Source organism: Streptomyces sp. Pv4-95, from assembly GCF_045782725.1.
Classification (GTDB): Bacteria; Actinomycetota; Actinomycetes; order Streptomycetales; family Streptomycetaceae; genus Streptomyces.
Map to the genome: position 1 here is coordinate 1,355,941 of NZ_CP127172.1, position 22,770 is coordinate 1,378,710.

At 72.8% G+C, this 22,770-nt stretch carries 19 protein-coding genes; 12 read left to right on the forward strand and 7 right to left on the reverse strand.

Going from position 1 to position 22,770, the window contains the following annotated elements:
* Positions 1–58: 58 nt before the first annotated feature.
* From QOM21_RS06245 to QOM21_RS06275, 7 genes are all read left to right on the forward strand, one after another.
* Positions 59–1,270, forward strand: a complete 1,212-nt coding sequence (locus QOM21_RS06245; protein ID WP_407548737.1) for a pyridoxal phosphate-dependent aminotransferase — start codon at positions 59–61, stop codon at positions 1,268–1,270.
* Between the two features lie 409 nt (positions 1,271–1,679).
* Complete coding sequence (egtA, locus tag QOM21_RS06250; protein WP_407548738.1) at positions 1,680–3,056, forward strand: ergothioneine biosynthesis glutamate--cysteine ligase EgtA; 1,377 nt, start codon at positions 1,680–1,682, stop codon at positions 3,054–3,056.
* A complete protein-coding gene (gene egtB / locus QOM21_RS06255) occupies positions 3,053–4,372 on the forward strand; it encodes an ergothioneine biosynthesis protein EgtB (protein WP_407548739.1) in 1,320 nt (439 codons plus the stop codon). The genes egtA and egtB overlap by 4 nt, the downstream gene beginning before the upstream one ends.
* Positions 4,373–4,463: 91 nt before the next feature.
* Positions 4,464–5,219 (forward strand): ergothioneine biosynthesis protein EgtC, encoded by a 756-nt coding sequence (gene egtC / locus QOM21_RS06260; RefSeq protein WP_407548740.1) that lies wholly within the window; start codon positions 4,464–4,466, stop codon positions 5,217–5,219.
* A complete protein-coding gene (gene egtD / locus QOM21_RS06265; RefSeq protein WP_407548741.1) occupies positions 5,216–6,178 on the forward strand; it encodes an L-histidine N(alpha)-methyltransferase in 963 nt (320 codons plus the stop codon). The genes egtC and egtD overlap by 4 nt, the downstream gene beginning before the upstream one ends.
* A gap of 166 nt (positions 6,179–6,344) precedes the next feature.
* Complete coding sequence (locus QOM21_RS06270; RefSeq protein ID WP_407548742.1) at positions 6,345–7,247, forward strand: phosphatidylinositol-specific phospholipase C domain-containing protein; 903 nt, start codon at positions 6,345–6,347, stop codon at positions 7,245–7,247.
* 264 nt (positions 7,248–7,511) lie between these two features.
* Positions 7,512–8,630, forward strand: a complete 1,119-nt coding sequence (locus QOM21_RS06275; RefSeq protein WP_407548743.1) for a trypsin-like serine peptidase — start codon at positions 7,512–7,514, stop codon at positions 8,628–8,630.
* Here the strand turns inward: QOM21_RS06275 and QOM21_RS06280 are convergent.
* On the reverse strand, positions 8,553–9,587 hold the full coding sequence (locus QOM21_RS06280; RefSeq protein ID WP_407548744.1) for a phosphatidylinositol-specific phospholipase C domain-containing protein: 1,035 nt from the start codon (positions 9,585–9,587) through the stop codon (positions 8,553–8,555). The genes QOM21_RS06275 and QOM21_RS06280 overlap by 78 nt on opposite strands.
* 167 nt (positions 9,588–9,754) lie before the next feature.
* Here QOM21_RS06280 and QOM21_RS06285 point away from each other — a divergent pair, with 167 nt between their 5' ends.
* Positions 9,755–10,279 carry a DUF2165 domain-containing protein gene (locus QOM21_RS06285; RefSeq protein WP_407548745.1) on the forward strand — a complete coding sequence of 175 codons (525 nt, stop codon included), beginning with the start codon at positions 9,755–9,757 and terminating at the stop codon, positions 10,277–10,279.
* Positions 10,280–10,297: 18 nt separating this feature from the next.
* On the opposite strand, the gene QOM21_RS06290 is transcribed toward QOM21_RS06285, so the two are convergent.
* Together QOM21_RS06290 and QOM21_RS06295 are read right to left on the reverse strand one after the other, a co-directional pair.
* Positions 10,298–11,482 (reverse strand): FAD-dependent monooxygenase, encoded by a 1,185-nt coding sequence (locus QOM21_RS06290; protein ID WP_407548746.1) that lies wholly within the window; start codon positions 11,480–11,482, stop codon positions 10,298–10,300.
* Between the two features lie 140 nt (positions 11,483–11,622).
* Positions 11,623–14,802 (reverse strand): bifunctional cytochrome P450/NADPH--P450 reductase, encoded by a 3,180-nt coding sequence (locus tag QOM21_RS06295; protein ID WP_407548747.1) that lies wholly within the window; start codon positions 14,800–14,802, stop codon positions 11,623–11,625.
* Positions 14,803–14,906: 104 nt separating this feature from the next.
* On the opposite strand from QOM21_RS06295, the gene QOM21_RS06300 reads away from it, so the two are divergent.
* The 4 genes from QOM21_RS06300 to QOM21_RS06315 all read left to right on the forward strand — a co-directional run bounded on the left by QOM21_RS06300 (position 14,907) and on the right by QOM21_RS06315 (position 18,029).
* The gene (locus QOM21_RS06300; protein WP_407548748.1) at positions 14,907–15,605 is read left to right on the forward strand and encodes a PAS domain-containing protein; all 699 of its coding nucleotides are present in this window, start codon (positions 14,907–14,909) and stop codon (positions 15,603–15,605) included.
* A gap of 76 nt (positions 15,606–15,681) precedes the next feature.
* A complete protein-coding gene (locus tag QOM21_RS06305) occupies positions 15,682–16,143 on the forward strand; it encodes a universal stress protein (RefSeq protein WP_393891513.1) in 462 nt (153 codons plus the stop codon).
* Between the two features lie 94 nt (positions 16,144–16,237).
* Positions 16,238–16,453 carry a dodecin gene (locus QOM21_RS06310; RefSeq protein WP_407548749.1) on the forward strand — a complete coding sequence of 72 codons (216 nt, stop codon included), beginning with the start codon at positions 16,238–16,240 and terminating at the stop codon, positions 16,451–16,453.
* 124 nt (positions 16,454–16,577) lie between these two features.
* Positions 16,578–18,029 carry an amino acid permease gene (locus QOM21_RS06315; protein ID WP_407548750.1) on the forward strand — a complete coding sequence of 484 codons (1,452 nt, stop codon included), beginning with the start codon at positions 16,578–16,580 and terminating at the stop codon, positions 18,027–18,029.
* A gap of 124 nt (positions 18,030–18,153) precedes the next feature.
* On the opposite strand, the gene QOM21_RS06320 is transcribed toward QOM21_RS06315, so the two are convergent.
* The 4 genes from QOM21_RS06320 to QOM21_RS06335 form a co-directional block, all read right to left on the reverse strand.
* A complete protein-coding gene (locus QOM21_RS06320; RefSeq protein ID WP_407548751.1) occupies positions 18,154–18,975 on the reverse strand; it encodes a hypothetical protein in 822 nt (273 codons plus the stop codon).
* 110 nt (positions 18,976–19,085) lie between these two features.
* Positions 19,086–20,105 (reverse strand): ABC transporter permease, encoded by a 1,020-nt coding sequence (locus QOM21_RS06325; protein WP_407548752.1) that lies wholly within the window; start codon positions 20,103–20,105, stop codon positions 19,086–19,088.
* Positions 20,102–21,064 (reverse strand): ABC transporter permease, encoded by a 963-nt coding sequence (locus QOM21_RS06330; protein WP_407548753.1) that lies wholly within the window; start codon positions 21,062–21,064, stop codon positions 20,102–20,104. The genes QOM21_RS06325 and QOM21_RS06330 overlap by 4 nt, the downstream gene beginning before the upstream one ends.
* The gene (locus tag QOM21_RS06335; RefSeq protein ID WP_407555588.1) at positions 21,057–22,679 is read right to left on the reverse strand and encodes a sugar ABC transporter ATP-binding protein; all 1,623 of its coding nucleotides are present in this window, start codon (positions 22,677–22,679) and stop codon (positions 21,057–21,059) included. Before QOM21_RS06335 ends, QOM21_RS06330 begins: the two co-directional genes overlap by 8 nt.
* Positions 22,680–22,770 lie beyond the last annotated feature (91 nt).

Sequence of the window (22,770 nt, forward strand, 5' to 3'; positions counted from 1 at the left end):
TACGGTAGAACGAATGCTGCCGCGCCGCGCGGTGAGCGAAGGACCGGGAGGCCGCCGCATGCAGTTCAAGCAGTCGAACAAGTTGGCCGACGTCTGCTACGAGATCCGGGGACCGGTCATCCGGCACGCGGACGCGCTGGAGGAGGCGGGCCACAGCGTGCTGCGGCTGAACACCGGCAACCCGGCGCTGTTCGGCTTCGAGGCTCCCGAAGAGATCCTCCAGGACGTGATCCGCAACCTCTCGCAGGCGCACGGCTACACCGATGCGCGGGGCATCCTCTCGGCCCGCCGCGCGGTGGCCCAGCACTACCAGCAGAGCGGGCTCGCGGATGTCGGTGTCGATGACGTCTACCTCGGCAACGGCGTCTCCGAACTGGTCTCCATGGCGGTCCAGGCGCTCCTCGACGACGGCGACGAAGTGCTCATCCCCGCTCCCGACTTCCCGCTCTGGTCCGCCGTCACCACCCTGGCCGGCGGCAAGGCGGTGCACTACCTGTGCGACGAGTCCGCGGACTGGCTCCCGGACCTCGACGACCTCGCCTCGAAGATCACCGACCGGACCCGGGCGCTGGTGATCATCAACCCCAACAACCCCACCGGCGCCGTCTACCCGAAGGAACTGCTGGAGGGCATGCTCGACCTCGCCCGGCGCCACCAGCTGATGGTCTTCGCCGACGAGATCTACGACCGCATCCTGTACGACGACGAGGTCCACCACCACGCCGCGGTGCTCGCGCCGGACCTGGTGTGCCTGACCTTCAGCGGCCTGTCGAAGTCCTACCGCGTCGCCGGTTTCCGCTCCGGCTGGCTCGTCGTCTCCGGCCCCCGGCAGCACGCCGCCGACTATCTGGAGGGTCTGGGCATCCTGGCGTCCATGCGGCTGTGCCCGAACGCGCCCGCGCAGTACGCGATCCAGGCGGCACTGGGCGGGCGCCAGAGCATCAAGGATCTCGTGCTGCCCGGCGGCAGGCTGCGCGAGCAGCGCGACCGCGCCTGGGAACGGCTGAACGAGATCCCGGGCGTCTCCTGCGTCAAGCCCAAGGGCGCGCTGTACGCGTTCCCCCGGCTGGACCCGGCCGTGCACAAGATCCACGACGACGAGAAGTTCGTCCTCGACCTGTTGCTGCGGGAGAAGATCCAGGTCGTCCAGGGCACCGGCTTCAACTGGCCGCGCCCCGACCACTTCCGCATCCTCACCCTCCCCCATGCCGACGATCTCGACGCGGCGATCAGCCGGATCGGCCGCTTCCTGGCCGGGTACCGGCAGTGACCAGGGGGCTCACCACCGGCGGAGCACCCGGGCGGCTCCGCGTTGCGCCACTTTGCGCCACTTTTCCCGCACCGGACTTCCCTCGTCTCACCACACTCATCTCGTCCCAGCACCCACATACGTCACTCGAACGGGTGTAGCCCCTCTCTCGGTCTTGTCCGGGCTCCCCGGGCCTCTCCCCCGGCTTCCGGTCCGGGTCCACGGATGTGGGGGCGGGCCGCAGGGCCGTCCCCGTCGCCGAGCGGGCGCCCGGGCCCCGGGCCCGGGTCCCCTCCCTCGGCCCGCCCGCTCGTCCGCAGGCGGCCCGTCCCTGCCGCCCGCGTCCCGAATGCGCCCTTGAGCCCGCCGCCCGCAGCCGCTTAGGTGGAGGGCGGCAAACCTGCCGCCATCCCGGAGGGGAGAGGGAACGATGCCCGTACGGCCCGCGGTGACCGAGGCGGATCTTGAAGCGCATCTGCGCGGAATATGCTTCAAGACCGGCCCGCCACGCCGCATCGGCGTCGAGATCGAATGGCTGGTTCACGACGCACGCAACCCCCGATGTCCGGTCGAACCGTCCCGGCTGCGCGCCGCCCAAGCCGCTCTGCGCGCGCTGCCCCTCGATTCGCTCCTGACCTTCGAACCCGGCGGCCAGCTGGAGCTCAGCTCGCTCCCCGCCACCTCCCTCAACGCCTGCATCGAGGCCGTCTCGGCCGATCTCGCGCTGGTCAGGCCCGCCATGCTCGACATGGGCCTGGGCATGGCCGGCCACGGCCACAACCCCTGGCACGCCCCGCAGCGCGTGCTGACCGAACCGCGCTACAACGCCATGGAGGCGTACTTCGACCGCTGGGGCGCGGCCGGCCGGTCGATGATGTGCTCCACCGCGTCCGTACAGGTGTGTGTGGACGCGGGCCACGAGGAGCCCGGACCGCTCGGCTTCGGGCGGCGCTGGCTGCTGGCTCATCTGCTGGGCGCGGTGCTCGCCGCGGCCTTCGCGAATTCGCCGACCAGCGAGGGCTGCCCGACGGGCTACCGCACCACCCGCCAGGTCGTCTGGTCCCAGCTCGACCCGGAGCGTACGCTCGCGCCGCCGCAGGACCCCGACCCCCGCACGGGCTGGGCGCGCTACGTCCTGGACGCCCCGGTCATGTGCATCCGCTCCGAGGACGGACCCTGGGACGCGCCGCAGGGGCTCACCTTCCGCGAATGGGTCCGTACGGGCGTGCCCAGACCCCCCACCCAGGAGGATCTCGACTACCACGTCTCCACCCTTTTCCCGCCCGTGCGGCCGCGCGGGCACCTGGAACTGCGGATGATCGACGCACAGCCGGGCGACGCCGGCTGGGTCGTGCCGCTGGCGGTCACCGCCGCCCTCTTCGACGACCCGGAGGCCGCGGAGCGCGCCTATCGGATCGTCAAACCCCTCGCGGAGACGGCGGGTGCCCGTCCCGCGCCGCGCAACCCGCTGTGGCGGCACGCCGCCCGCGGGGCACTGACCGACCCGGAGCTGCACGCCGCGGCGGTGGCCTGCTTCGCCGCCGCGCAGGAGGCGCTGCCGCGGCTCGGCGCCTCGCCCGGAGTGCTCGCGGCCGTCGCGGACTTCACCGAGCGCTATGTCGCGCGCGGCCGCTGCCCGGCCGATGACCACCTCGACGCCGTGTACGCCGCGGACCCGGCGTACGCGCCCGCCGCTCCGGACCCCGCGGACCCGCCGGGCGACGGCCCGGATCGCGCCACGGACATCACCGACCCCACAGGCTTCGCGGCCGAGGGCGAGCTCACCCTTGGGAAGGACAGCCAGTGACCATCGACCCCGAGTCGCTCAGGGAGCGCGCGGCCACGGCGCTGCTCGCGGCCCGCGACCGCACCCGTCTGCTGACCACCTGCGTCGAGGAGCCGGACCTGCTCGCACAGCACTCGCCGCTGATGTCCCCCCTGGTGTGGGACCTCGCGCACATCGGCAACCAGGAGGAGCAGTGGCTGCTGCGCGCCGTCGGCGGCCGCGATCCGCTGCGCCCCGACATCGACTCCGTGTACGACGCGTTCGAGCACCCGCGCGCCGAGCGTCCCTCGCTGCCGCTGCTGGCACCCGCCGAGGCGCACGGCTACGTCGCCGAGGTGCGCGGCCGGGTGCTGGACATCCTGGAGCGCACCCCGCTGCGCGGCGGTCCGCTGCTCGACTCCGGGTTCGCCTTCGGCATGATCGCGCAGCATGAGCAGCAGCACGACGAGACCATGCTCATCACCCATCAGCTGCGACGCGGTCCCGCGGTGCTGACCGCGCCCGAGCCTCCGGTCACCTCCGACGGGATCCTGCCCGCCGAGGTCCTCGTCCCCGGGGGCCCCTTCACGATGGGCACCTCCACCGAGCCGTGGGCACTGGACAACGAACGGCCCGCGCACCGGCGCCTGGTGCCGTCCTTCCTCATCGACACCACACCGGTCAGCAACGGCGCCTACCTGCGGTTCATCGAGGACGGCGGCTATGACGAGCCGCGGTGGTGGGCCGAGGAGGGCTGGGCCCAGGTCCGCGAGCACGGGCTGCGCGCACCGCTGTTCTGGCGGCAGGAAGGCGGCCGGTGGCTGCGCCTGCGGTTCGGGGTGACCGAGCCGGTCCCGCCGGACGAGCCCGTGCTGCACGTCAGCTGGTACGAGGCGGACGCCTACGCGCGCTGGGCGGGACGCCGGCTGCCGACGGAGGCCGAGTGGGAGAAGGCCGCCCGGCACGACCCGGCCGGAGGGCGGGCGCTGCGCTACCCGTGGGGCGACGAGGAGCCGACACCGGCGCACGCCAATCTCGGCCAGCGGCACCTGCGCCCGGCCCCGGTCGGCAGCTACCCGGACGGCCAGTCGCCACTGGGCGTACGGCAGTTGATCGGCGATGTGTGGGAGTGGACATCGAGCGACTTCCTGCCGTATCCGGGCTTCGTCGCGTTCCCCTACCGCGAGTACTCGGAGGTGTTCTTCGGCGGGCCGTACAAGGTGCTGCGCGGCGGCTCCTTCGCGGTCGACGCGGTGGCCTGCCGGGGCACGTTCCGCAACTGGGACCTGCCGGTGCGGCGGCAGATCTTCTCCGGTTTCCGCACTGCCCGGGACGCCGACCCGGCGGCGGGCGCGTGAGGCCGGCGGCCCCGCCGCGGCAGACCACCGGGCGCCCCCGCGGGCGAGCTGCCGCGGGGCGCTGCCCGGCCGCGCCGGGGGGCGATCGCTGATGTGCCGTCATATTGCTTACGTGGGACCCGAGATACCCTTCGCCGATGTGGTGCTGAGCCCGCCCGACGGCCTGTACCGGCAGTCGTGGGCACCGCGCCGCCAGGTGCACGGCACGGTCAACGCGGACGGTTTCGGCGTGGGCTGGTACGCATCGGGCGATCCGGTGCCCGCCCGCTACCGCCGGGCCGGGCCCATCTGGGCCGACGAGCTGCTGCCCGACCTGGGGCGGGTGATTCGCACCGGCGCGCTGCTGGCCGCCGTGCGCGACGCCACCGAGTCGGGCGCGGATGCCGAGGCCGCGGCCGCGCCGTTCGCCGCCGGCCGGTACCTCTTCAGCCACAACGGCGCGGTGACCGGCTGGCCCGGCTCCATGGCCGACCTGGCCGCCGAGCTGCCGCCGGAGGAGCTGCTGCGGTTGCAGGCCCGGTGCGACGCGGCGTTCCTGTGGGCCCTGGTCCGGCACCGGCTGGCGCAGGGCGACGACCCCGGCGAGGCGCTGGCCGCGACCGTCACGGCGGTGGCCGGAGCCGCACCGGGCTCCCGCCTCAACCTGCTGCTCACCGACGGCCTCTCCATAGCCGCCACCACCTGGGGCGACACCCTCTTCCATCACTCCGTTCCGGGAGGCGGCACGGTCGTCGCCTCCGAACCCTACGACCGTTCCCCCCACTGGACCGAGGTCCCCGAAGGCACTCTGCTCCGCGCCACCGGGACCGACGTCCATCTCTCCCCGCTCAAGGAGCCCGAAGCGTGAGCCCCCTCAGCATCACCCGCACCCTCCCCGCCGACGCCACCGCGGCCGCCCTGCGTGCCGATGTCACCCGGGGTCTGACCAGTACGCCCAAACAACTGCCGCCCAAGTGGTTCTACGACGCGCGGGGCAGCGAGCTGTTCGAGGAGATCACCAGACTCCCCGAGTACTACCCCACCCGCGCCGAGCGGGAGATCCTGCTCACCCGCGCCGACCACATCGCCGCCGCGACCGGGGCCCGCACCCTCGTCGAGCTGGGCTCGGGGTCCTCCGACAAGACACGCCACCTGCTCGGCGCGCTCTCCGAGCTGCACACCTATGTGCCGGTGGACGTCAGCGAGTCCGCCCTGGCCGCGGCCGGCGAGGCGCTGCTCACCGAGCACCCCGGCCTGACCGTGCACGCGCTGGTGGCCGACTTCCAGCGGGGCCTCACCCTGCCCGACTCCCCCGGCCCGCGCCTGCTCGCCTTCCTCGGCGGCACCGTCGGCAACCTGCTGCCCGAGGAGCGGTCCGCGTTCCTGCGGTCGGTCCACGACATGCTGTCCCCGGGCGACGCCCTGCTGCTCGGCACGGACCTGGTCAAGGACGAGGCCACGCTCGTCGCGGCCTACGACGACGAGCGCGGCGTGACGGCCGAGTTCAACAAGAACGTGCTCCATGTCATCAACCGCGAGCTGGGCGGTGACTTCGACCCGGACGACTTCGACCATGTCGCCGTGTGGAACGCCGAACGCGAGTGGATCGAGATGCGGCTGCGGGCCCGCAAGGAGCTGACGGCGAAGATCCCCGGCGTGGACCTGGCCGTGCCCTTCGCCGCGGGCGAGGAACTGCGGACCGAGATCTCCGCCAAGTTCCGCGAGGACGGCGTGCGCGCCGAACTCGCCGCGGCAGGGCTTGAGTTGACGCAGTGGTGGACGGACAGCGCGGAGCGTTTCGCGCTGTCGCTGTCCGTGCGCGGCTGACCCGGGCGACCGGCACAGGTCCGGTTTCCGCCATCCTCGGCCGGTGGGCCCTCGCGGCCCGCCGGCCGGGTGCCGCATTCACCCCGCATATGGTTCGATGCCCCGAACATGCGTGCGCACCGGTGCGGCCGGGCGGCGCGCCGGGTCGACGGGCAGGGGTGGCGGGATGGGGCTGGACCGGCGGGGTTTCCTCAGGGGCGCGGCGGCGCTCTCCGCGGCGGGTGTGCTGGCAGGCGCCGGCAGCGGGCAGTTCACGGCCACCGCGGCACAGCGCAGGACGTCCGTACTGTCGGCGCAGGACTGGATGTCGGCGCTGGGCGACGGCACGCCCCTCCAGCGGTTGACGATCCCGGGCACCCATGACTCCGGCGCCCGCGTCGGCGGCCCCTGGGTCGCCTGCCAGAACACCCCGATCGATGCCCAACTCGCCTCCGGTGTCCGCTTCCTGGATGTCCGCTGCCGCGCCATCGACGGCGTGTTCGCGATTCACCACGGCGCCTTCTACCAGCAGCTGATGTTCGGCGATGTGCTCAACGCCTGCCGGGCGTTCCTCCAGGCGCACCCGTCGGAGACGGTGCTGATGCGCGTCAAGCAGGAGTACTCCGAGGTCGCGGCCGAGGAGTTCCGCAGGATCTTCGACATCTACCTCGACGACAAGGGCTACCGCTCGCTGTTCCGGCTCGACGGCGGCCTGCCGTCCCTGGGGCAGGCGCGGGGCAAGGTCGTCCTGCTGGCCGACGCGGACGGCCTGCCCGGCGTCCGCTACGGCGACCCGCAGCTTTTCGACATCCAGGACGACTACATGGCGGAGCCGTTCGCGAAGTACCCGAAGGTCGAGGCGCAGTTCCGCAAGGCCGTCGCCGAGCCCGGCAAGCTGTTCGTCAACTACGTCAGCACCGCCGCCCTGCTGCCGCCGCGCTCCAACGCCGACCGGCTCAACCCGCAGGTCAAGAGCCTGCTGACGGGGTCGGAGGCGAGCGACTGGACGGGCCTTGGCATCGTGGCGATGGACTTCCCGAACGAGGCCGGCCTGGCCGACACCCTGATCCGGCACAACCTGGCGCTATAGCGCGGGAGGGGACACCGAACCGTCGGCGCCGGGGGGGAACGGCCCCGCCGGCGCACCTCGCACCGCCGCGCCGTCCCGCCGATCGGGTTCCGGTCCCCGCCGATCGGGTTCCGGTCCGGCGGGGTTTCGGTGACCTCGGACGGCGCTCCGCCGTGGCATCGGGCGACGGCGGGCGAGCATGCCGCAAACTGGGCGAAATGTCTGGTTCTGCTGTCGCCCGGTCCCCCGGCCGGGTGCTGCGGCTGATGCGACGAGGCGGCACGGGTGGAGACGAGCGAAGGCGGTCCGACCGCGGCGGACACGGCGGGAGTCGGCGCGGCGGGAGCGGGCTCCGCGACGTCGCCACCGTCCGGCCGGCCGGGCCGCCCTGCCCGTGCCCGCAGGCGCCTTCGCCTCTCTCTCCGGCTGCGGGTGATGTCGGCGCTGATGCTGCTGACCGCAGCCGCGGGCGGCACCGCGCTCGCACTGCGCTCCGGGCCGGACGATCCGTTCCTGGCCGGCGGGGACGCCGCCGCGGGGGCGTACGTCGCGGACCGGGCGGGCGGGGACACGGCCGCCGCCGCGGTACTGGCAGGCCCGTACACCGAGCGGCCCGGCCCGCCGGTGGCGGCACGCCGCGGCGGCACTCCCGGCACGGGACCGGCGTCCCGGCCGGTGGCCGCGTCGTCGACCGCTCCCTCGCCGCAGATCGGCGCGCTCTTCTCACCCGGCGACGACGGCGACCCCACCCACCACTGCACCGCGAGTGTGGTGCACTCACCGGCCGGGGACCTCGTCGCCACCGCCGCGCACTGCGTGCACGACGGCGGGTTCCGTACCCGGCTGGTGTTCGCGCCCGGACTGGACGGCCGGTTCGTGCCGTACGGCCTGTGGGTGCCCACCCGGGTCCTCGTCCACCCGCGCTGGATCAGCGACCGGGACCCCGACCACGACGTGGCGTTCCTGCGGGTGCGGCGGGCAGGGGCCGCGGGCGGCCGGATCGAGGACGTCACCGGGGCCGAGCGCATCCGGTTCGACGCCTCCGCCGGCCGGCCGGCGCTGCTGACCGGCTATCCCGATAACTGGGACACACCGGTCAGCTGCCGGCACACCGTGGAGGCCCAAGGGCCGTCCCAACTCCGCTTCCCCTGCCCGGGATTCCCCAACGGTACGAGCGGCGGGCCGATGCTCACCGACCTCGATCCGGCCACGGGGACCGGGGCATTGATCGGAGTGATCGGCGGGCTGGACGAGGGCGGTGACGACGCCACCTCCTACAGCAGCCGCTTCGGGCCGGACACCGCCGCGCTCTACCGGCGCGCGACCTCAGGCCCCGCGAGGGACCACGGCCTTGAGGACGGACGGCAGCGGGTACCAGTCGGCGGTCGCGAAGCTGGCGTGTGACGACGCGAGTTGGCCGACCCGCCCTTGTGCCTCGGCCTCGGTGGGCCGGGTGGCATCGATCTCCGGCGCGACCTTGTGGGCGTCGGTCATGACGAGGAGATAGTGGCGGGTGTCGTACCAGGCGGTGTCGATGCTGCCGTTGAGGTACGTCGCGGCGTCACCGTCGAAGACCACGAAGTAGGGCCGCAGCGCCGGGTCGGCGTAGCGCGTGCGAGGGTCGCCGGCCGTGGCGCCGTGCACCGCGGGGAAGGCGGTGGACCGCGCCAGAGCGCCCTGGCCCGCGAGGTCCTTGAGGTGGGTGGCGTACTCGACGTCGGTCCACAGCTTGTCGAACGGATTGTCCTCCTCGACGGTGCCGGGGATCAGCTCGAAGAGGAACTTCCCGGCCAGGTCGGCGCGCGTGGGCCAGCCGCCGGCGCGTACCGCCTCGTCGGGGTTGGCGTGTCCCGCGGTCAGCTCGCCGGGCCCGTAGACCGCGTCACCGAGCTTCTCCCGCACCAGTGAGTCGAACTCGGCCGGGCCGCGGCCGCCCTTGGCGTTGAAGCCGTCCTTCATCTCGATCTTGACGAGTATCGGGCGGTGCCCGGGGTTGGCGTCATGCCAGGCCCGCATGTCGGCGAGGCAGCCGCCGAAGCTCTGGTTGCGGCTCTTGGTGCGCAGCTCGGCGGCGTTCGCTGCGTTCTCGCAGTTGTTGTCGTTGCCGAGCGGGTTGCTGTGCGAGACGCGGAAGGAGGAGCCGAAGCCGTTGGACCAGAGGTCCAGTTCCAGGAGCGCGGCCCCGGAGTCCAGCGCGTCCGCGAAGTACGGGTACTTGTCCTTCTCGTAGGCGTTGTGGACGCCCACCGACGTGCTGGTGTCGTATGTCGTGGCGGCCGTCCCGGCACCTGCCGGTCCGGCCGCCACGAGTACCGCCGCCGTCGCGACGGCTACCGCTCCCACGCACCGGGTCCTGTTCATGCGCCCCGCTTTCCCCTGAGATCATCGGCCGTTCGGCCATTCGTCGCCCGGTCGGTCATCCGGTCGAATGGGCAGCAGCGTACGGGAGTTGGGTACGCCGGTGACCAGGGGGCAGGTGGCGAACGGGGAAATGTATGACGTCCGGTCAATGATCGATGGAGGGTGTAATGACCGACAGGAAACAGACCACGGCACTGCCACTCGCGGCAGTCGTGCTCACCGCGACCATCGCGCTGCACATGGCGCTCATAGCCTTCGGCAATATCACCGACTTCGACACCAACCGGGAGTTCGTCCGCCATGTCCTGGCGATGGACACCACGTTCCGGGACCCGGAGATGATGTGGCGGGCCGTCACCTCGAAGGCCGCGCAGGACGCCGCCTATCTGGCGATCATCGCCTGGGAGACGGTGGCCGCGGCGGTCCTGCTGGCGGCCACCGCCCTGTGGACCCTCGGTCTGCGGCGGGGCCGCACGGAGCGGGCGCGACGATTCGCCACCGTCGGCCTGCTGATGGTGCTGCTGCTGTTCGGCGCCGGCTTCCTCGCGGTGGGCGGCGAGTGGTTCGCGATGTGGCAGTCGAAGGACTGGAACGGCCTGGACGCCGCCACCCGCAATCTGACCCTCGCCGGGATCGTGCTGCTGGTCATCCATCTCCCGGGTGCCGTGGGGCGGCAGGGCGACACGGAGTAGGCGGCCGGACGGCTCGCCTCACCAGGTGATGCGGTAGTCCGTCAGCCAGTTCTCGCCGCCGTCGCCGTCGCCGCCGCCGCCGCCGCGTGGGGCGCCCGGCTCGGGCCGCTGTCGTCCGGCCGGGCCCATGGCGGTGCGGCGGGCCATGACGGCGCTGGCCGCGACGACCTTCTCCACCCGCTCCCGGCGCAGTTCCTCGTACGCGGTGAAGGCGCTGCGCGGATCCGGTCGGTCCCGCAGGCACCGGGCGAGCACGACGCCGTCCTCGATGGCCATGGACGCGCCCTGGGCGGCGTTGGGTGCGGCCGCGTGGGCGGCGTCGCCGATGACGACCATGGTGTCGGTGTGCCAGTTAGGGATGGTGGCGAGGTCATAGGAGTTGGAGGCGATGACGCGGTCGCCGCTCGCCCCGACGAGGGCGGCGGCCGGGGTGTCGTCCTCCTCGAAGAGCCCGGCGACCCGGCGGCGCCACCCGGCGGGGCTGCCGGGGTCCGACCGGTCGAACTCGGGCCCCGGGGCGTTGGCGAACCACCAGACCTCGCCGTCGGGGGCGCGGGTGCAGCCGAAGAACGCCTGCTTGCCGAAGATCATGGTGTAGGTCTCCGGGGCGGGCGGCCGGCCGGCGTCCCCGGCGTGGCCGGTATAGCCGCAGACGGTGTTCTGCCCGGTGTAGCGCGGGCGCGGCGCGTCCGGGTCGATCAGCGAGCGGGTGACGGAGTGCAGGCCGTCCGCACCGATGAGGAGATCCCCTTCGGCGCGGCTGCCGTCGGCGAAGACCGCCGCCACGCCCGTGCCGTCCGCGCGGCGCACCGGCTCGGTGGCGACTAGGCGCTTGCCGTGCCGGACGGTGACACCGCGGCGGGCGGCCTCGGCGTGCAGCACGCGATAGAGCGTGGCCCGCCGCAGGGTGCGCGGCCCGGGGCCGTTGCCGGTACCGGCGATCGGCCGCTCCCCCAGCAGGTCACCGCGGTCGCCGAAGAGCTGCACCTGCCGTGCGGGGAAGGAGTTCTCCAGGACGGGGCCGTGGGCGTCGATCACCCGGAGGGCTTCGAGGCCGTTGGCGAAGACGACGAGGAAGGCGCCGGCGTCGTCCGCGCCGGTCGGGTAGGACTCGAAGATCTCCGCTTCGATGCCCGCCTTGTGCAGCGCCATCGCGGTCACCGCGCCCGCGATGCCGCCTCCGATGATCAGAGCCTTGGTCATACCGCATGTCCCCCCGGTCGGGCCTTCGGCCGCACCCCGCGGCCGTCGAACGGCGCGGCCCCGAGGGGCCGCACCCCCCACCCTGGCCCCGGCGGGCCACGAGATCCAGTCCGTGTGCCCGCCGGGGGACGAGGAGTTCCTCAGCCGGCCGCGTAGACGTCCTCGATGTAGCGCCCCGAGGCGGTCAGTTCCCGCAGCCACCCCTCGGACTCCTGTGCCGAGGCGCCGGTACGGGCACCGTGCAGATCGCGGAAGGCGGCCCGGACCCCCGGCGCCATCCTGCTGCCGTCACCGCAGACGTACACCCGCGCGCCGGCCTCCAGCAGGTGCCACACCTCGTCGGCCTCGGCGGCTATCCGGTGCTGGACGAAGCGGTGGCCGTTCTCGGGCCGGGCGCTGAACACCGGGCGTACGGACACCGCTCCGGCCTCCTGCGCGGCGGCGAACTCCGCGGCGTGCAGGAAGTCCGCGTCGGGGTCGTCGCAGCCGAAGTAGAGCCGCGCCGGGGAGGTCCGGCCCGCCGCGACACGGTCCACGACGGCGCCGCGGAAGGGGGCGAGCCCGGTGCCGGCGGCGATCATGATGACGGGAGTGGGATCGGCCGGATCGAGGCGGAACGCCTCGCGGCAGGGCTGCACGCGGGCCAGGACCGTGTCACCGGGCCGCAGGGTGTGCAGATAGGTCGAGCCGGTGCCGCCGGGCAGCAAGGAGACCATCAGGTCGGCGTGCCGCGGGTCGGCCGCGGGCGAGGACGACAGGGAGTAGTGCCGGGTGCGCAGCGGCGGGAGCAGCTCCAGGATGACGGGCCACGGCAGTGCGCCGCGCAACGCGGGGTGTGCCTCGATCAGTTCGATCAGAGTGCGCGGATCGTCGTCGGCGAGGGCTTCCAGCGCCGCGCGCTCGGGCGGGCACGGGTTGTGCGCGGCGAGCAGCGCCGCCTGTCCGGGCGCCGGGCGCGTTCCCAGCTCCAGGTGCTCGGTCAGCAATTGACGAACCGTCAGCGGACGGTCGATGGGGAGGGTGTCACGACCGGGCCGCCCCGCGTGCAGCGCGAGGACGGTTTCCGGGTCGACGCCGAGGGCGCGGGCCGCCCGCTCGACCACGGCCGGGGCGTTGACCGGCAGCACGGCGAGGTGGTCGGCCGTGCGGTAGCCGACGCCTTCGGGGAGCGCGATGCGCAGGAACCGCTTGGGCCGCGGCCACCCTTCGGCGGTGAGGTCGTGAGCCTGGGTGACGGTCATCGCCACGACGTCGTGCCGGGCCGCGAGGGCGTCCAACGGTCCGCCGGTGATCTCGGTGACGGTGTATCCGGCGTCCTCGGCGGCCGGTGCGCCCGCTCCGACGCTCGCGGGATCGCCGTAGCGCTCCAGCAGCCGGGTGCACAGCTCCGCGGTGAACTCCTTGACGGCGCCGCCCAGATCGCCGGAGGCGTCGGCCTCGGCGCGCGGCAGCAGCCGCTCCCCGCCGAGCGCGGCCAGCCGGTCGTCCAGGCGCATCGGCACATGCTGGTAGGTCGCGGCCCAGTTGCGGTCGCCGACGCCCAGAACGGCGTAGGGCACGCCCGCGGCGGCGCCGTCGGGTGCGGTGTCGAGCCACCGGACGAAGTCGGCGGCGTCGTCGGTGGGCTGGCCGTTGTAGGATGCGGCGACGATGACGACGGGCCGGTCTGCGGGCAGCGCTCCGGCGTACGCGTCCAGCGGCGCCACGTCGGCACCGAAACCGAGTGCGGTGGCCTCGTCGGCGAGCCGCTCGGCGAACTCCCGGCAGGTGCCGTAGTTGGTGCCGTGCAGGAGCAGCAGGCCGGTGCCCTGGGGGACGCGGGTGGGCAGCCCCTCCGCGCGGGCGGCCGCCGCGCCGTCCGCGGCACCGGCGGCCGCGCCGGGCAGCACCGCCAGTGCGCCGCGGACCGCCGCCCTGTCCTCCGGCGTGCGGGCCGCCAGGGTCATCGTGAACCCGTCGGGCTTGAGGGTCAGCGTCTCCTTGATCCGCAGCCGGTAGTCGGTGTGGTCGATCAGGCGGTAGCGGTGCACCAGGAGAGCGAGCAGCATGGTCGCCTCGTGCAGTGCGAACTGCCGCCCGATGCAGGCGCGTTCACCGGTTCCGAACGGCTTGTAGGCGTGCGGCGAGCGCGCCGCCTCGGCCTCGGGGCCGAAGCGGGCGGGGTCGAACAGCTCGGGGTTGTCGCCCCAGACCGGGTCGCGGTGCAGCATCGGGGTGAGGACGGTGACCAGTTCGCCCGCCCGCACCGAGTAGCGGCCGCCGATCAGGGTGTCCTCGCGGGCCTGGCGGCTGAAGGCGGCGGCGGTCGGCCACAGCCGGAGCGCCTCGTTGAGGACCTGCCGGGTGAACGGCAGCCGGCCGATGTCCTCGAAGGACGGGTCGGGGTCCGCCTCGTCTCCCCACAGCTCGTCGGCCTCGCGCTGGGCCAGGCGCAGCGCGACCGGGTCCTTCAGCAGGTGGTGCAGGGCGAAGGAGAGGGCACCCGAGGTGGTCTCGTGGCCGGCGATCAGGAAGGTGATGACCTGGTTGCGGATGTTGGCGAGGTCGAGGCGGGGGCCCTCCTCTCCCTCCGCGGTGCCGCCGAGCATCAGGCCAAGCAGATCGTCGTCGCCGCTCTCGCCGCTCGCGGTGCGGGCGGCGATGACCTCGTCTACGACGGACGCGAGGTAGTCCGCGTCGGCACGGAACGCCGCGTCCTCCGCGGTGTGATCGGCGCCGGGGTCACGGGCGAACTTGGTCATGCTCCACTGCAGGCAGCGCACCATCGACTCGACGAACGGGTGCGGGGTGTCGCGGGAGAACGAGGAGAAGTCGAAGCCGAAGCCGGCGAGCCCAATGGTGTCCAGCGTCATCCGGGTCATGTCCTCGGCGACGTCGACGGGGGTGCCGTCGGCCACCCGCCCGTCCCAGCTGTCCATCACCCGGCGGGCGACCTTGAGCATCGCCGGGTGGTAGGTGCGCATCGAACCGAGCGCGAAGGCCGGCATCAGGACCTCGTGCGCCCTGGCCCAGTTCGGCTCATCGTTGTAGGCGGTGAACAGACCGTCCCCGGCGAACTCTCTGACGTTCTCCAGGACGACCGACACGCCCTTGGCGAAGCGGGTCTCGTCGGCGACCTCGGTGACCAGGTCCAGCGAGGAGATGAACAGCGTCTCGCGGTCGCCCAGCTTGCGCTTGAAGGCCGGGCCGTGGATCCGGGCGAGGTCCATGGCCTGCTGGATGGGCGTGCTGGTGAGGCCCGCCGCCGTGAGGTCGGCGACCGGGGTGCCGTCGTCGGCGGCGGCGCGTTCGTCGGTGTGCAGCGCGATGGTGTCGGTCATGTCTCCAGCGTGACCGGCCCGGTGTGCGGGACATGACCGGGCAACTGCATGATTGTGCAGTGGTTTTTTGCTGCCCGCTCTTGCGGGCGGACGGAGAAGAGGCAATGGACAACGGGACAGCCGACGGCCCGGCGGGCGAGGGCGCCATCGGACCGCGCCCGCCCGGCGGGTCGCTCGACCCGGCCGGCCCGTACGCTGCCGGACCCTGGCGCAACTATTTCCTGATCCTGCTGGACCGTATCCCCACCCCGATCGCGGTGTGCCACGCCGACGGCGAGGTGCTGATCGCCAATCCGGCGATGGCAGCGGAGTGGGGCGCAGCCCCGGGGCAGCTGCGCGGCCGCAATCTGCTGGACCTGTTCAGGCCCCGGGCGAAGGCGCAGCTCGACCGGCTGGCCGAGGCGCTGCGGCTGGGCCACCGGTCGCGCTATCCGGTGGAGGTGCACTGGCAGGCCGGGGCCGAGGGCGCGCCGAGGGAAGGGGAACTGACGGTCGATCCGGTCGGCGACCCGTCCGTCCGCCCGCCGGCGCTGCTGGCCCTGCTGCGGGTCCGCGACACGAGTCCGCCGCCCCGGCCGCGTGGTTCGGCGAGCCCGGTGGAGGCCCGCATCCTGGCGCTCGCCGCGGGCGGCGCCACCACCGCGTCGATCGGTACGACTCTGGGCCTGACGGTGGACGGCGTCAACTACCACCTGACCCGGCTGGCCCGGCGCTGGCGGGTACAGGGACGCACCGCGCTCGTCGCCAAGGCGTACGTGCTGGGCGTCCTCTCCGCGGACAGCTGGCCGCCGGCCCCTGCCTGAGCCGCCGGGAGGACGGCGGCGCGCGGGACGCGGCCCCCGGTCCCGACAGCACGCGTGTACGGATAACCTCCCGGGTGTGGAGGAGAACACTCCCGCGCCTTTCGAGCGCGGAACGGACGGCCCGAAGGTCATCGTCGTCGGCGTCGACGGCTCCGACTCGTCGTGGCGCGCCGCCGCCTATGCGGCCGGGCTGGCCCGGCGCCAGTTGTCGAAGCTGGTCCTGGTCTACGTCCAGCCGGTGATGCCGGCCGGCGCGGTGATGGGCGCCCCCGTCGTCGACGCCACGAACGAGGTGGCCGAGGAGCTGATGGCCGAGATCCGCAAGGCGACGGACCGGCTGCAGGGGATATACAACGTCCGCTGGGAGTTCCACACGCTGCGGGGCGACCCGTTCAACGGCATGGTGCAGATGGCCGACGAGCTGAAGGCGGACGCGGTGGTGGTGGGCGCCTCGGAGTCGGCCGGGCACCGCATCATGGGGTCGGTCGCGGTCCGCCTGGTCAAGGCCGGGCGCTGGCCGGTCACCGTCGTGCCCTAGCGCGGCTCCCGGCCGCTCCGCTGGTGAGGTGGGCCGGGCTGAGGCACGGTGGAAGATGGACGGGCGGAGCGCCGCCCCGACGAGGGAGACCACCGTGACCGACCGCACCTATCGCGTGACGGAGATCGTGGGCACGTCCCAGACGAGTGTGGACGCCGCGATCCGCAATGGCATCAAGCGCGCCTCCGAGACGCTGCGCAATCTGGACTGGTTCGAGATCACCCAGGTCCGCGGACATCTCGTCGACGGCGAGATCGACCACTACCAGGTCGGCCTGAAGGTCGGATTCCGGCTGGAAGAGGCCGAGTGACACCTCTCCCGTGTGTCTTCGCCGGGAAGAATCGGAAGAACGCGGGAGTCGCCTTCCGTAGAGGCCGCTGAGGGACCATGATGATCCGCCGTCGGACCACGACGGAGCGTATGGAGGATCACGCATGGGGCTGCGCGCGGGACAGGGCGTATTGCGCCGCAAACCGATCGACCACATCACGGAGACGGAAGGCGGTTCCGGCCAGCAACTCACCCGGGCGCTGGGCCTGTGGCAGCTGACGGCCATCGGCGTCGGCGGCATCATCGGCGCGGGAATCTTCACCCTCGCCGGCACCGTCGCGAACGGGAAGGCCGGACCCGCGGTCCTGATCTCCTTCCTCGTCGCGGGTGTGGCGAGCGCGGCGGCCGCCTTCTCGTACGCCGAATTCGCCGGGCTGATCCCGAAGGCGGGCTCGGCCTACACCTACGGCTACGCGGTACTGGGCGAGTTGGCGGGCTGGTTCATCGGCTGGGACCTGCTGCTGGAGTACACCGCGATCGTGGCGGTGGTCGCCATCGGCATCTCCGGCTACTTCAGCTTTCTGCTGGGAGAGACGGGTGCGGAGCTGCCCGCCTGGATGCTGGGCGCGCCGGGAACCGGCGAGGGGCACCGCGTGGACCTGTTCGCGGCGGTGCTGTGCCTGCTGATCGCCTATCTGCTGACCCTGGGCATCAAGAACGCCGCCCGGTTCGAGACGGTCGTGGTGGGCCTGAAGGTCCTGGTGGTCCTGCTGGTGATCGGGGTCGGCTTCTTCCACATCGAGACCGGGAACTACGAGCCGTTCTTCCCCTTCGGGGTGAGCGGCGCGTTCACGGGCGCCGCGACCGTCTTCTTCGCGGTGTTCGGCTATGACGCGATGAGCACGGCGGCCGAGGAGTCGAAGGACTCGCAGCGCCACATGCCGAAGGCGATCATGTATTCGCTGGCGATCTCGATGGTGCTGTATGTGCTGGCCTGCCTGGTGCTGACGGGTATGCAGGACTACAAGGACATCGACCCCGAGAGCGGCTTCTCGACGGCGTTCAAGTCGGTGGGCCTGAGCGGCCTCGCGGATGTCATCGCGGTCGGCGCGATCATCGGCATCCTGACCGTGATGTTCACCTTCATGCTCGGTGTGACCCGCGTGTGGTTCTCCATGAGCCGGGACGGGCTGCTGCCGAAGTGGTTCGCGAAGACCAGCCCCAAGCACCATGTGCCGACCCGGGTGACCTGGATCGTGGGTGTCGCGTCCGCGGCCATCGCGGGCTTCGTACCGATCGGTGAGGCCGCGGAACTGACCAACATCGGCATCCTGCTGGCCTTCGTGGTCGTGTGCTCCGCGGTGATCGTGCTCCGCTACAAGCGCCCCGACCTGCCGCGTACGTTCCGTACGCCGGGGATGCCGGTGGTGCCGGCGCTCGGCGTGGCCTTCTCGATCTGGCTGATCACCTTCCTGGAGTGGCAGACCTGGGTGCGGTTCGCCGTCTGGCTGCTGGTCGGCCTGGTCATCTACTTCGGCTACTCCTACAAGCGCTCGGAAATGGCCAAGACGGAGCAGACGGGATCTGCCGCCCCGGGCGGCAAGGAGAAGCCGTGAGCGGCAGCCGCTGAGCGGACAACGGTTCAGACGCGGGGCCGTCGGGGAGTACCTCCGACGGCCCCCGCGTCTGTCGCTGATGAGCCGTCAGGGTCGCCATGGCCCCCGCCCGCCGGGCCTCGCGCTACCCGCGCCACCTGTCGCACAGCAGCCATCGCACCCGCTCGCCCACGCCGTATCGCCACATCCACAGCGGTAGCCGGCGGTGCGCCACATAGGCCCAGATGTCCGTGTCGGCCTCGTTACCGCGAGGGCAGCCGCGCAGCAGGTCCAGGCAGCGGGCGTCGACGGTGCCGTGCAGCCGGGCGGTGTGGGCGAGGGCGACGATGCCCTGGTGCCGGAGCCCGCTGTCCGCCGTATCACGGGCACGTTCGAGCGTCCGTGCGACACGGGGCAGGATCGCCGTGGCGTCGGGGTGGGTGAGAGCGAGCCCGATGACGGCCACGCCCACGAGTTCCTCGTCCCGCTCGAACGCGGCATCGACCTCCTCGGGGCGGTCCGTGCCCAGCAGCGCGGAGCTGTTCCGCCAGTTCATGCCCCGGCCGGCAGCGGCCCGATCGAGCAGGAACTCCCGTCTGCCCAGGTCGAGTTGATCCGCGTCCGGCGTGGCGCCGCCGAGTTCGGGGCGCGCCGCGCGCCATGCCGCGGCGAGGTGGTCCCAGACCCGCCCGGCGGCGTCCACCTGCCCCGCGTCCCCGTCGAGGAGTTCCCGGCACACGGCACCGAGCGCCGAGGCGTCCGGCCCCTGCCGGTGGATCCGGGTGAAGCCCGCGGCGGACGGACGGAGGTCGCAGGTGCGCAGGAAGGCGAGCCGGACCGTGTCCTCGGGGGTCAGCCGGCCGTGCAGATATCCCCAGGCGAGTTCGGTCTCCTCCAGGGCCACGGCGTACCGGACGAACTCGGCGGGGAGGTGGTGGGGCGGGGCGGGAGAGTCGTCCGGGAGCACGTCGTGAGCCTACCGAGCGGGCCGGCGGGCGGGACCGGCGGAGTGCCTGCCGCGCCGCGGGCGGTCCGCGGGTGCCGCCGGCGCCCGCGGACCGTCCCGCCTCGGTGGCGCTAGCGTCGCGACCGCCGCCCCAGCCACGTCTGGGCGACCACCACCAGCACCAGGAAGCCGCCGCTGACGACCTGTTGGTAGGCCGAGTCCAGCGAGCCGATCTGGTTGATGACGTTCTGAATGACCTTCAGCAGCAGCACGCCGACCAGGGAGCCGCTGACGAAGCCGAAGCCACCGGTGAGCAGGGTCCCGCCGATCACGACGGCGGAGATCGCCTCCAGCTCCATGCCGGTGCCCAGGATGGTGACACCGGAGGCCAGCCAGGCGGCGTTCAGGGCGCCGGCCAGACCGGCGAGCACCCCCGACATCGTGTAGACGAGGATCTTGGTGCGGGCAACCGGGGTCCCCATCAGCGCGGCCGCGTCCTCGTTGCCGCCGACCGCGTAGACGTGCTGACCGAAGCGGGTGCGGCGGAGCAGCACGGCGCCCGCGACGAAGAGGGCAAGGGTGATCCACGCCGGGACGCCGAGGCCGAGCAGGGTGCCCTGCCCGAGCCGGGCGAGAACCGAGTCCTTCGCGACGAGGTAGGTCGTGGCGCCCTCGTCGGTGACGGTGAGCAGCAGGCCCCGGGCGGCGAGCATGGCGGCCAGCGTCACGATGAACGGAGCCAGCCGGGAGCGGGCGATCAGCAGGCCGTTGACCAGACCGAACAGTGCGCACACGACGAGCGGCAGCAGCAGCGCGACGAGGGTGCCGTGTCGCGAGCCCCAGGCCGCGAGGACACCGCCGAGGGCGAACAGCGAGCCGACGGACAGATCGATCCCGCCGGTGACGATCACGAAGGTCATACCGAGCGCGATCACCGCGAGAAAGGCCGAGGAGACCGCCATGTTCCGCAGGTTGTCGGGAGTGGCGAAGGAGTCGAAGGAGAACGTCGCCACCAGGCCGATGACGACCAGCGCGGCCAGGGCGCCGTGTTGCCGGGCGAGGGCGCTCAGGCGCTCGCCGCGGGTCCGTCCGCGGCGTGCCGTGGGCGGCGCCGTGGCCCCCGGCGGCGCGGGTGTGCGCAGTGACGTCATCGCTTCCCCCGCTCCCGTGCCGCGTGGACCGCGAGCACGATGACGACCGCCTGCGCGATCTGGGTCCAGGACGGTGGCAGATCGTGTTTGATCAGGGAGGCGGTCAGCAGCTGGATCAGGACGGCGCCGGCGACCGTCCCGCCGATCCGGACCCGGCCGCCGCTGAGCGGGGTGCCGCCGACCACCACCGCGGTGATGGCGGACAGTTCCATGAGGGTGCCGAGCGAGGTCGGGTCGCTCGCCGTCAGCCGTGCCGTGGCGAGCACCCCGGCGAGGGCCGCGAGGGCGCCCGAGCCGACGTAGACCAGCAGCAGTACCCGGCGGACGGGCAGTCCGGCCAGCGCCGCGGCCGGGCGGCTGTCGCCGATGGCCAGCAGCCGCCGGCCGAAGAGCGTGTGCCGTACGACGAAGCCGACCAGCAGGGCGAGACCCGCGGCGATCAGCACCAGGTAGGGGATGCCGGCCAGGGTGCCGGAGCCCAGGGCGGCCATGCCCCGGTCACGGACGTCCTTGAGCTGCGGCAACAGCACCAGCGCCAGCCCACGGACACCGACCATGAGAGCGAGGGTGGCGACGATCGGCTGCACACCGACCCAGGCGACCAGTGCGCCGTTGGCGACGCCGACGGCGGCTCCGCCGAGGACGGCGACGAGCAGGGCGATCCACGGCCCGTAGCCGAGATAGAGCGAGACCAGCGAGGTGGCCAGCGCCATCACGGAGCCCACGGACAGGTCGATGCCCTCGCTGCCGATGGCCAGCGCCATGCCCAGCGCGACGATGATGACGGGGGCGACCTGGACGGCCTGGGTGCGGAAGTTCTCGCCGGTCAGGAAGTTCGGTGTGATGAGGGTGTTGACCAGCACCAGGACCGCGACCCCGGCGTAGACGCCGTAGTCCTGCAGGCCGCGCAGCAGGGCGGCCCGGTCGGTGGGCAGGCGCCGCAGCGCCGGATCAGCCATGGTCGGCGGCCTCCTCGGCGGACGGCGGTACGGGGCCGGCGGGTGCCCGGGGCGGGGCCCCCTCGGGTGGTGCGGGGAGGTGCCGCGAAACCGGCGCGTCGGCCGCACGCCGGTCCTCCGCGGCTTCGGCGATGGCACGCATCAGGTCGTCCTCGGTGACGTCCCCACCGGTCAGTTCCCCCACCACCGCACCGTCCTTGAGGACCACCACCCGGTCCGAGCCCTCGATCAGCTCCTCCACGTCGGAGGAGATCAGCAGCACGCCGAGACCGTCCTCGGCGAGTTCGTCGATCAGCCGCTGCACCTCCGCCTTCGCGCCGATGTCGATGCCGCGGGTCGGCTCGTCCAGCAGCAGCACCCTGGGGTGCATGGCGAGCCAGCGGGCGAGCAGCACCTTCTGCTGGTTGCCGCCGGAGAGTTCACCGACCTTCTGGTCGGGTCCGGACGCCTTGATGTTCAGACGCCGGACGAAGGTGTCCACCACGCGGTCGATCCGGGGGCGGGAGACCAGGCCGAAGCGGGAGAGCCGCGGCAGTGCGGCCAGCGCGATGTTCTCGCGCACCGAGAGGCCGGGCAGGATGCCCTCGGCCTTGCGGTCCTCCGGCAGCAGGCTGATCCCGGCGCGCAGCGCGGCGGCGGTGGAGCCGGTGCGTACCGGGAGCCCGGCGACGGTGACCCGACCGCCGGCCGGCAGTGCGCCGGCGATGGCCTTGGCGGTCTCGCTGCGCCCGGAGCCGAGCAGCCCTCCCAGCCCCACGACCTCGCCGGGGCGGACCGAGAGCGAGATGCCGTGCAACCGGCGGGGGACCGTCAACTCCTCTACCGCCAGCACGGGTTCGGCCCCGGCGGCCTCGTGCGCGCCGCTGAACCGGGTGACGCCTTCGCGGCGCACCTCCCCCATCTCGCGGCCCAGCATCAAGGAGACCAGTCGCAGCCGGTCCAGGCCGGCGAGCTGTCCGGTGTGCACGCTCCGGCCGTCGCGGAGCACGGTGACGGCGTCGCAGACGGCGTAGAGCTCGTCGAGGCGGTGGCTGACGTAGACCACCGCGACGCCCCGCTCGCGCAGCGTGCGGATGACGCCGAAGAGGGTCGCCACCTCACGCGGCTCGAGGGAGGAGGTCGGCTCGTCCATGATGACCACGCGGGCGTCCACCGACCGGGCGCGGGCCAGCGCCACCATCTGCTGTGCCCCGACGCCCAGTTCGTGCAGGGGCCGGCGCACGTCGACGCGGACGCCGAGGTCGGCCAGGGCCGTCCCGGCCTCGCGGTGCATCCGGCCGAAGTCGATCAGGCCGAGGCGGGTGCGCTGTTCCCGGCCGAGGAAGAGATTGCGGGCCACGCTCATCAGGGGGATGAGGTTGACCTCTTGGTAGATGGTGGAGATGCCCGCGTGCTGGGCGTGCAGCGGCGTCTGGAAGCGGACCGGCCTGCCGTGGTGGCGCAGCTCGCCGGCGTCGGGCCGGTGCACGCCGGTGAGGACCTTGATGAGGGTGGATTTCCCGGCGCCGTTCTCCCCCACCAGGGCGTGCACCTCACCGGCCCGTACCGCGAAGTCGACGCCGTCCAGGGCGAGTACACCGGGGAAGCTCTTGGTCAGGCCCTGTACGGCGAGCACCTCGGCCGCGCGCCCTGCAGGCGCGGCGGGCGCGGCGGGCGCGGTGCTGCGGCCGGCTTGCGCGGCGCCGGGTGTGCCGGCCGCTTTGCCG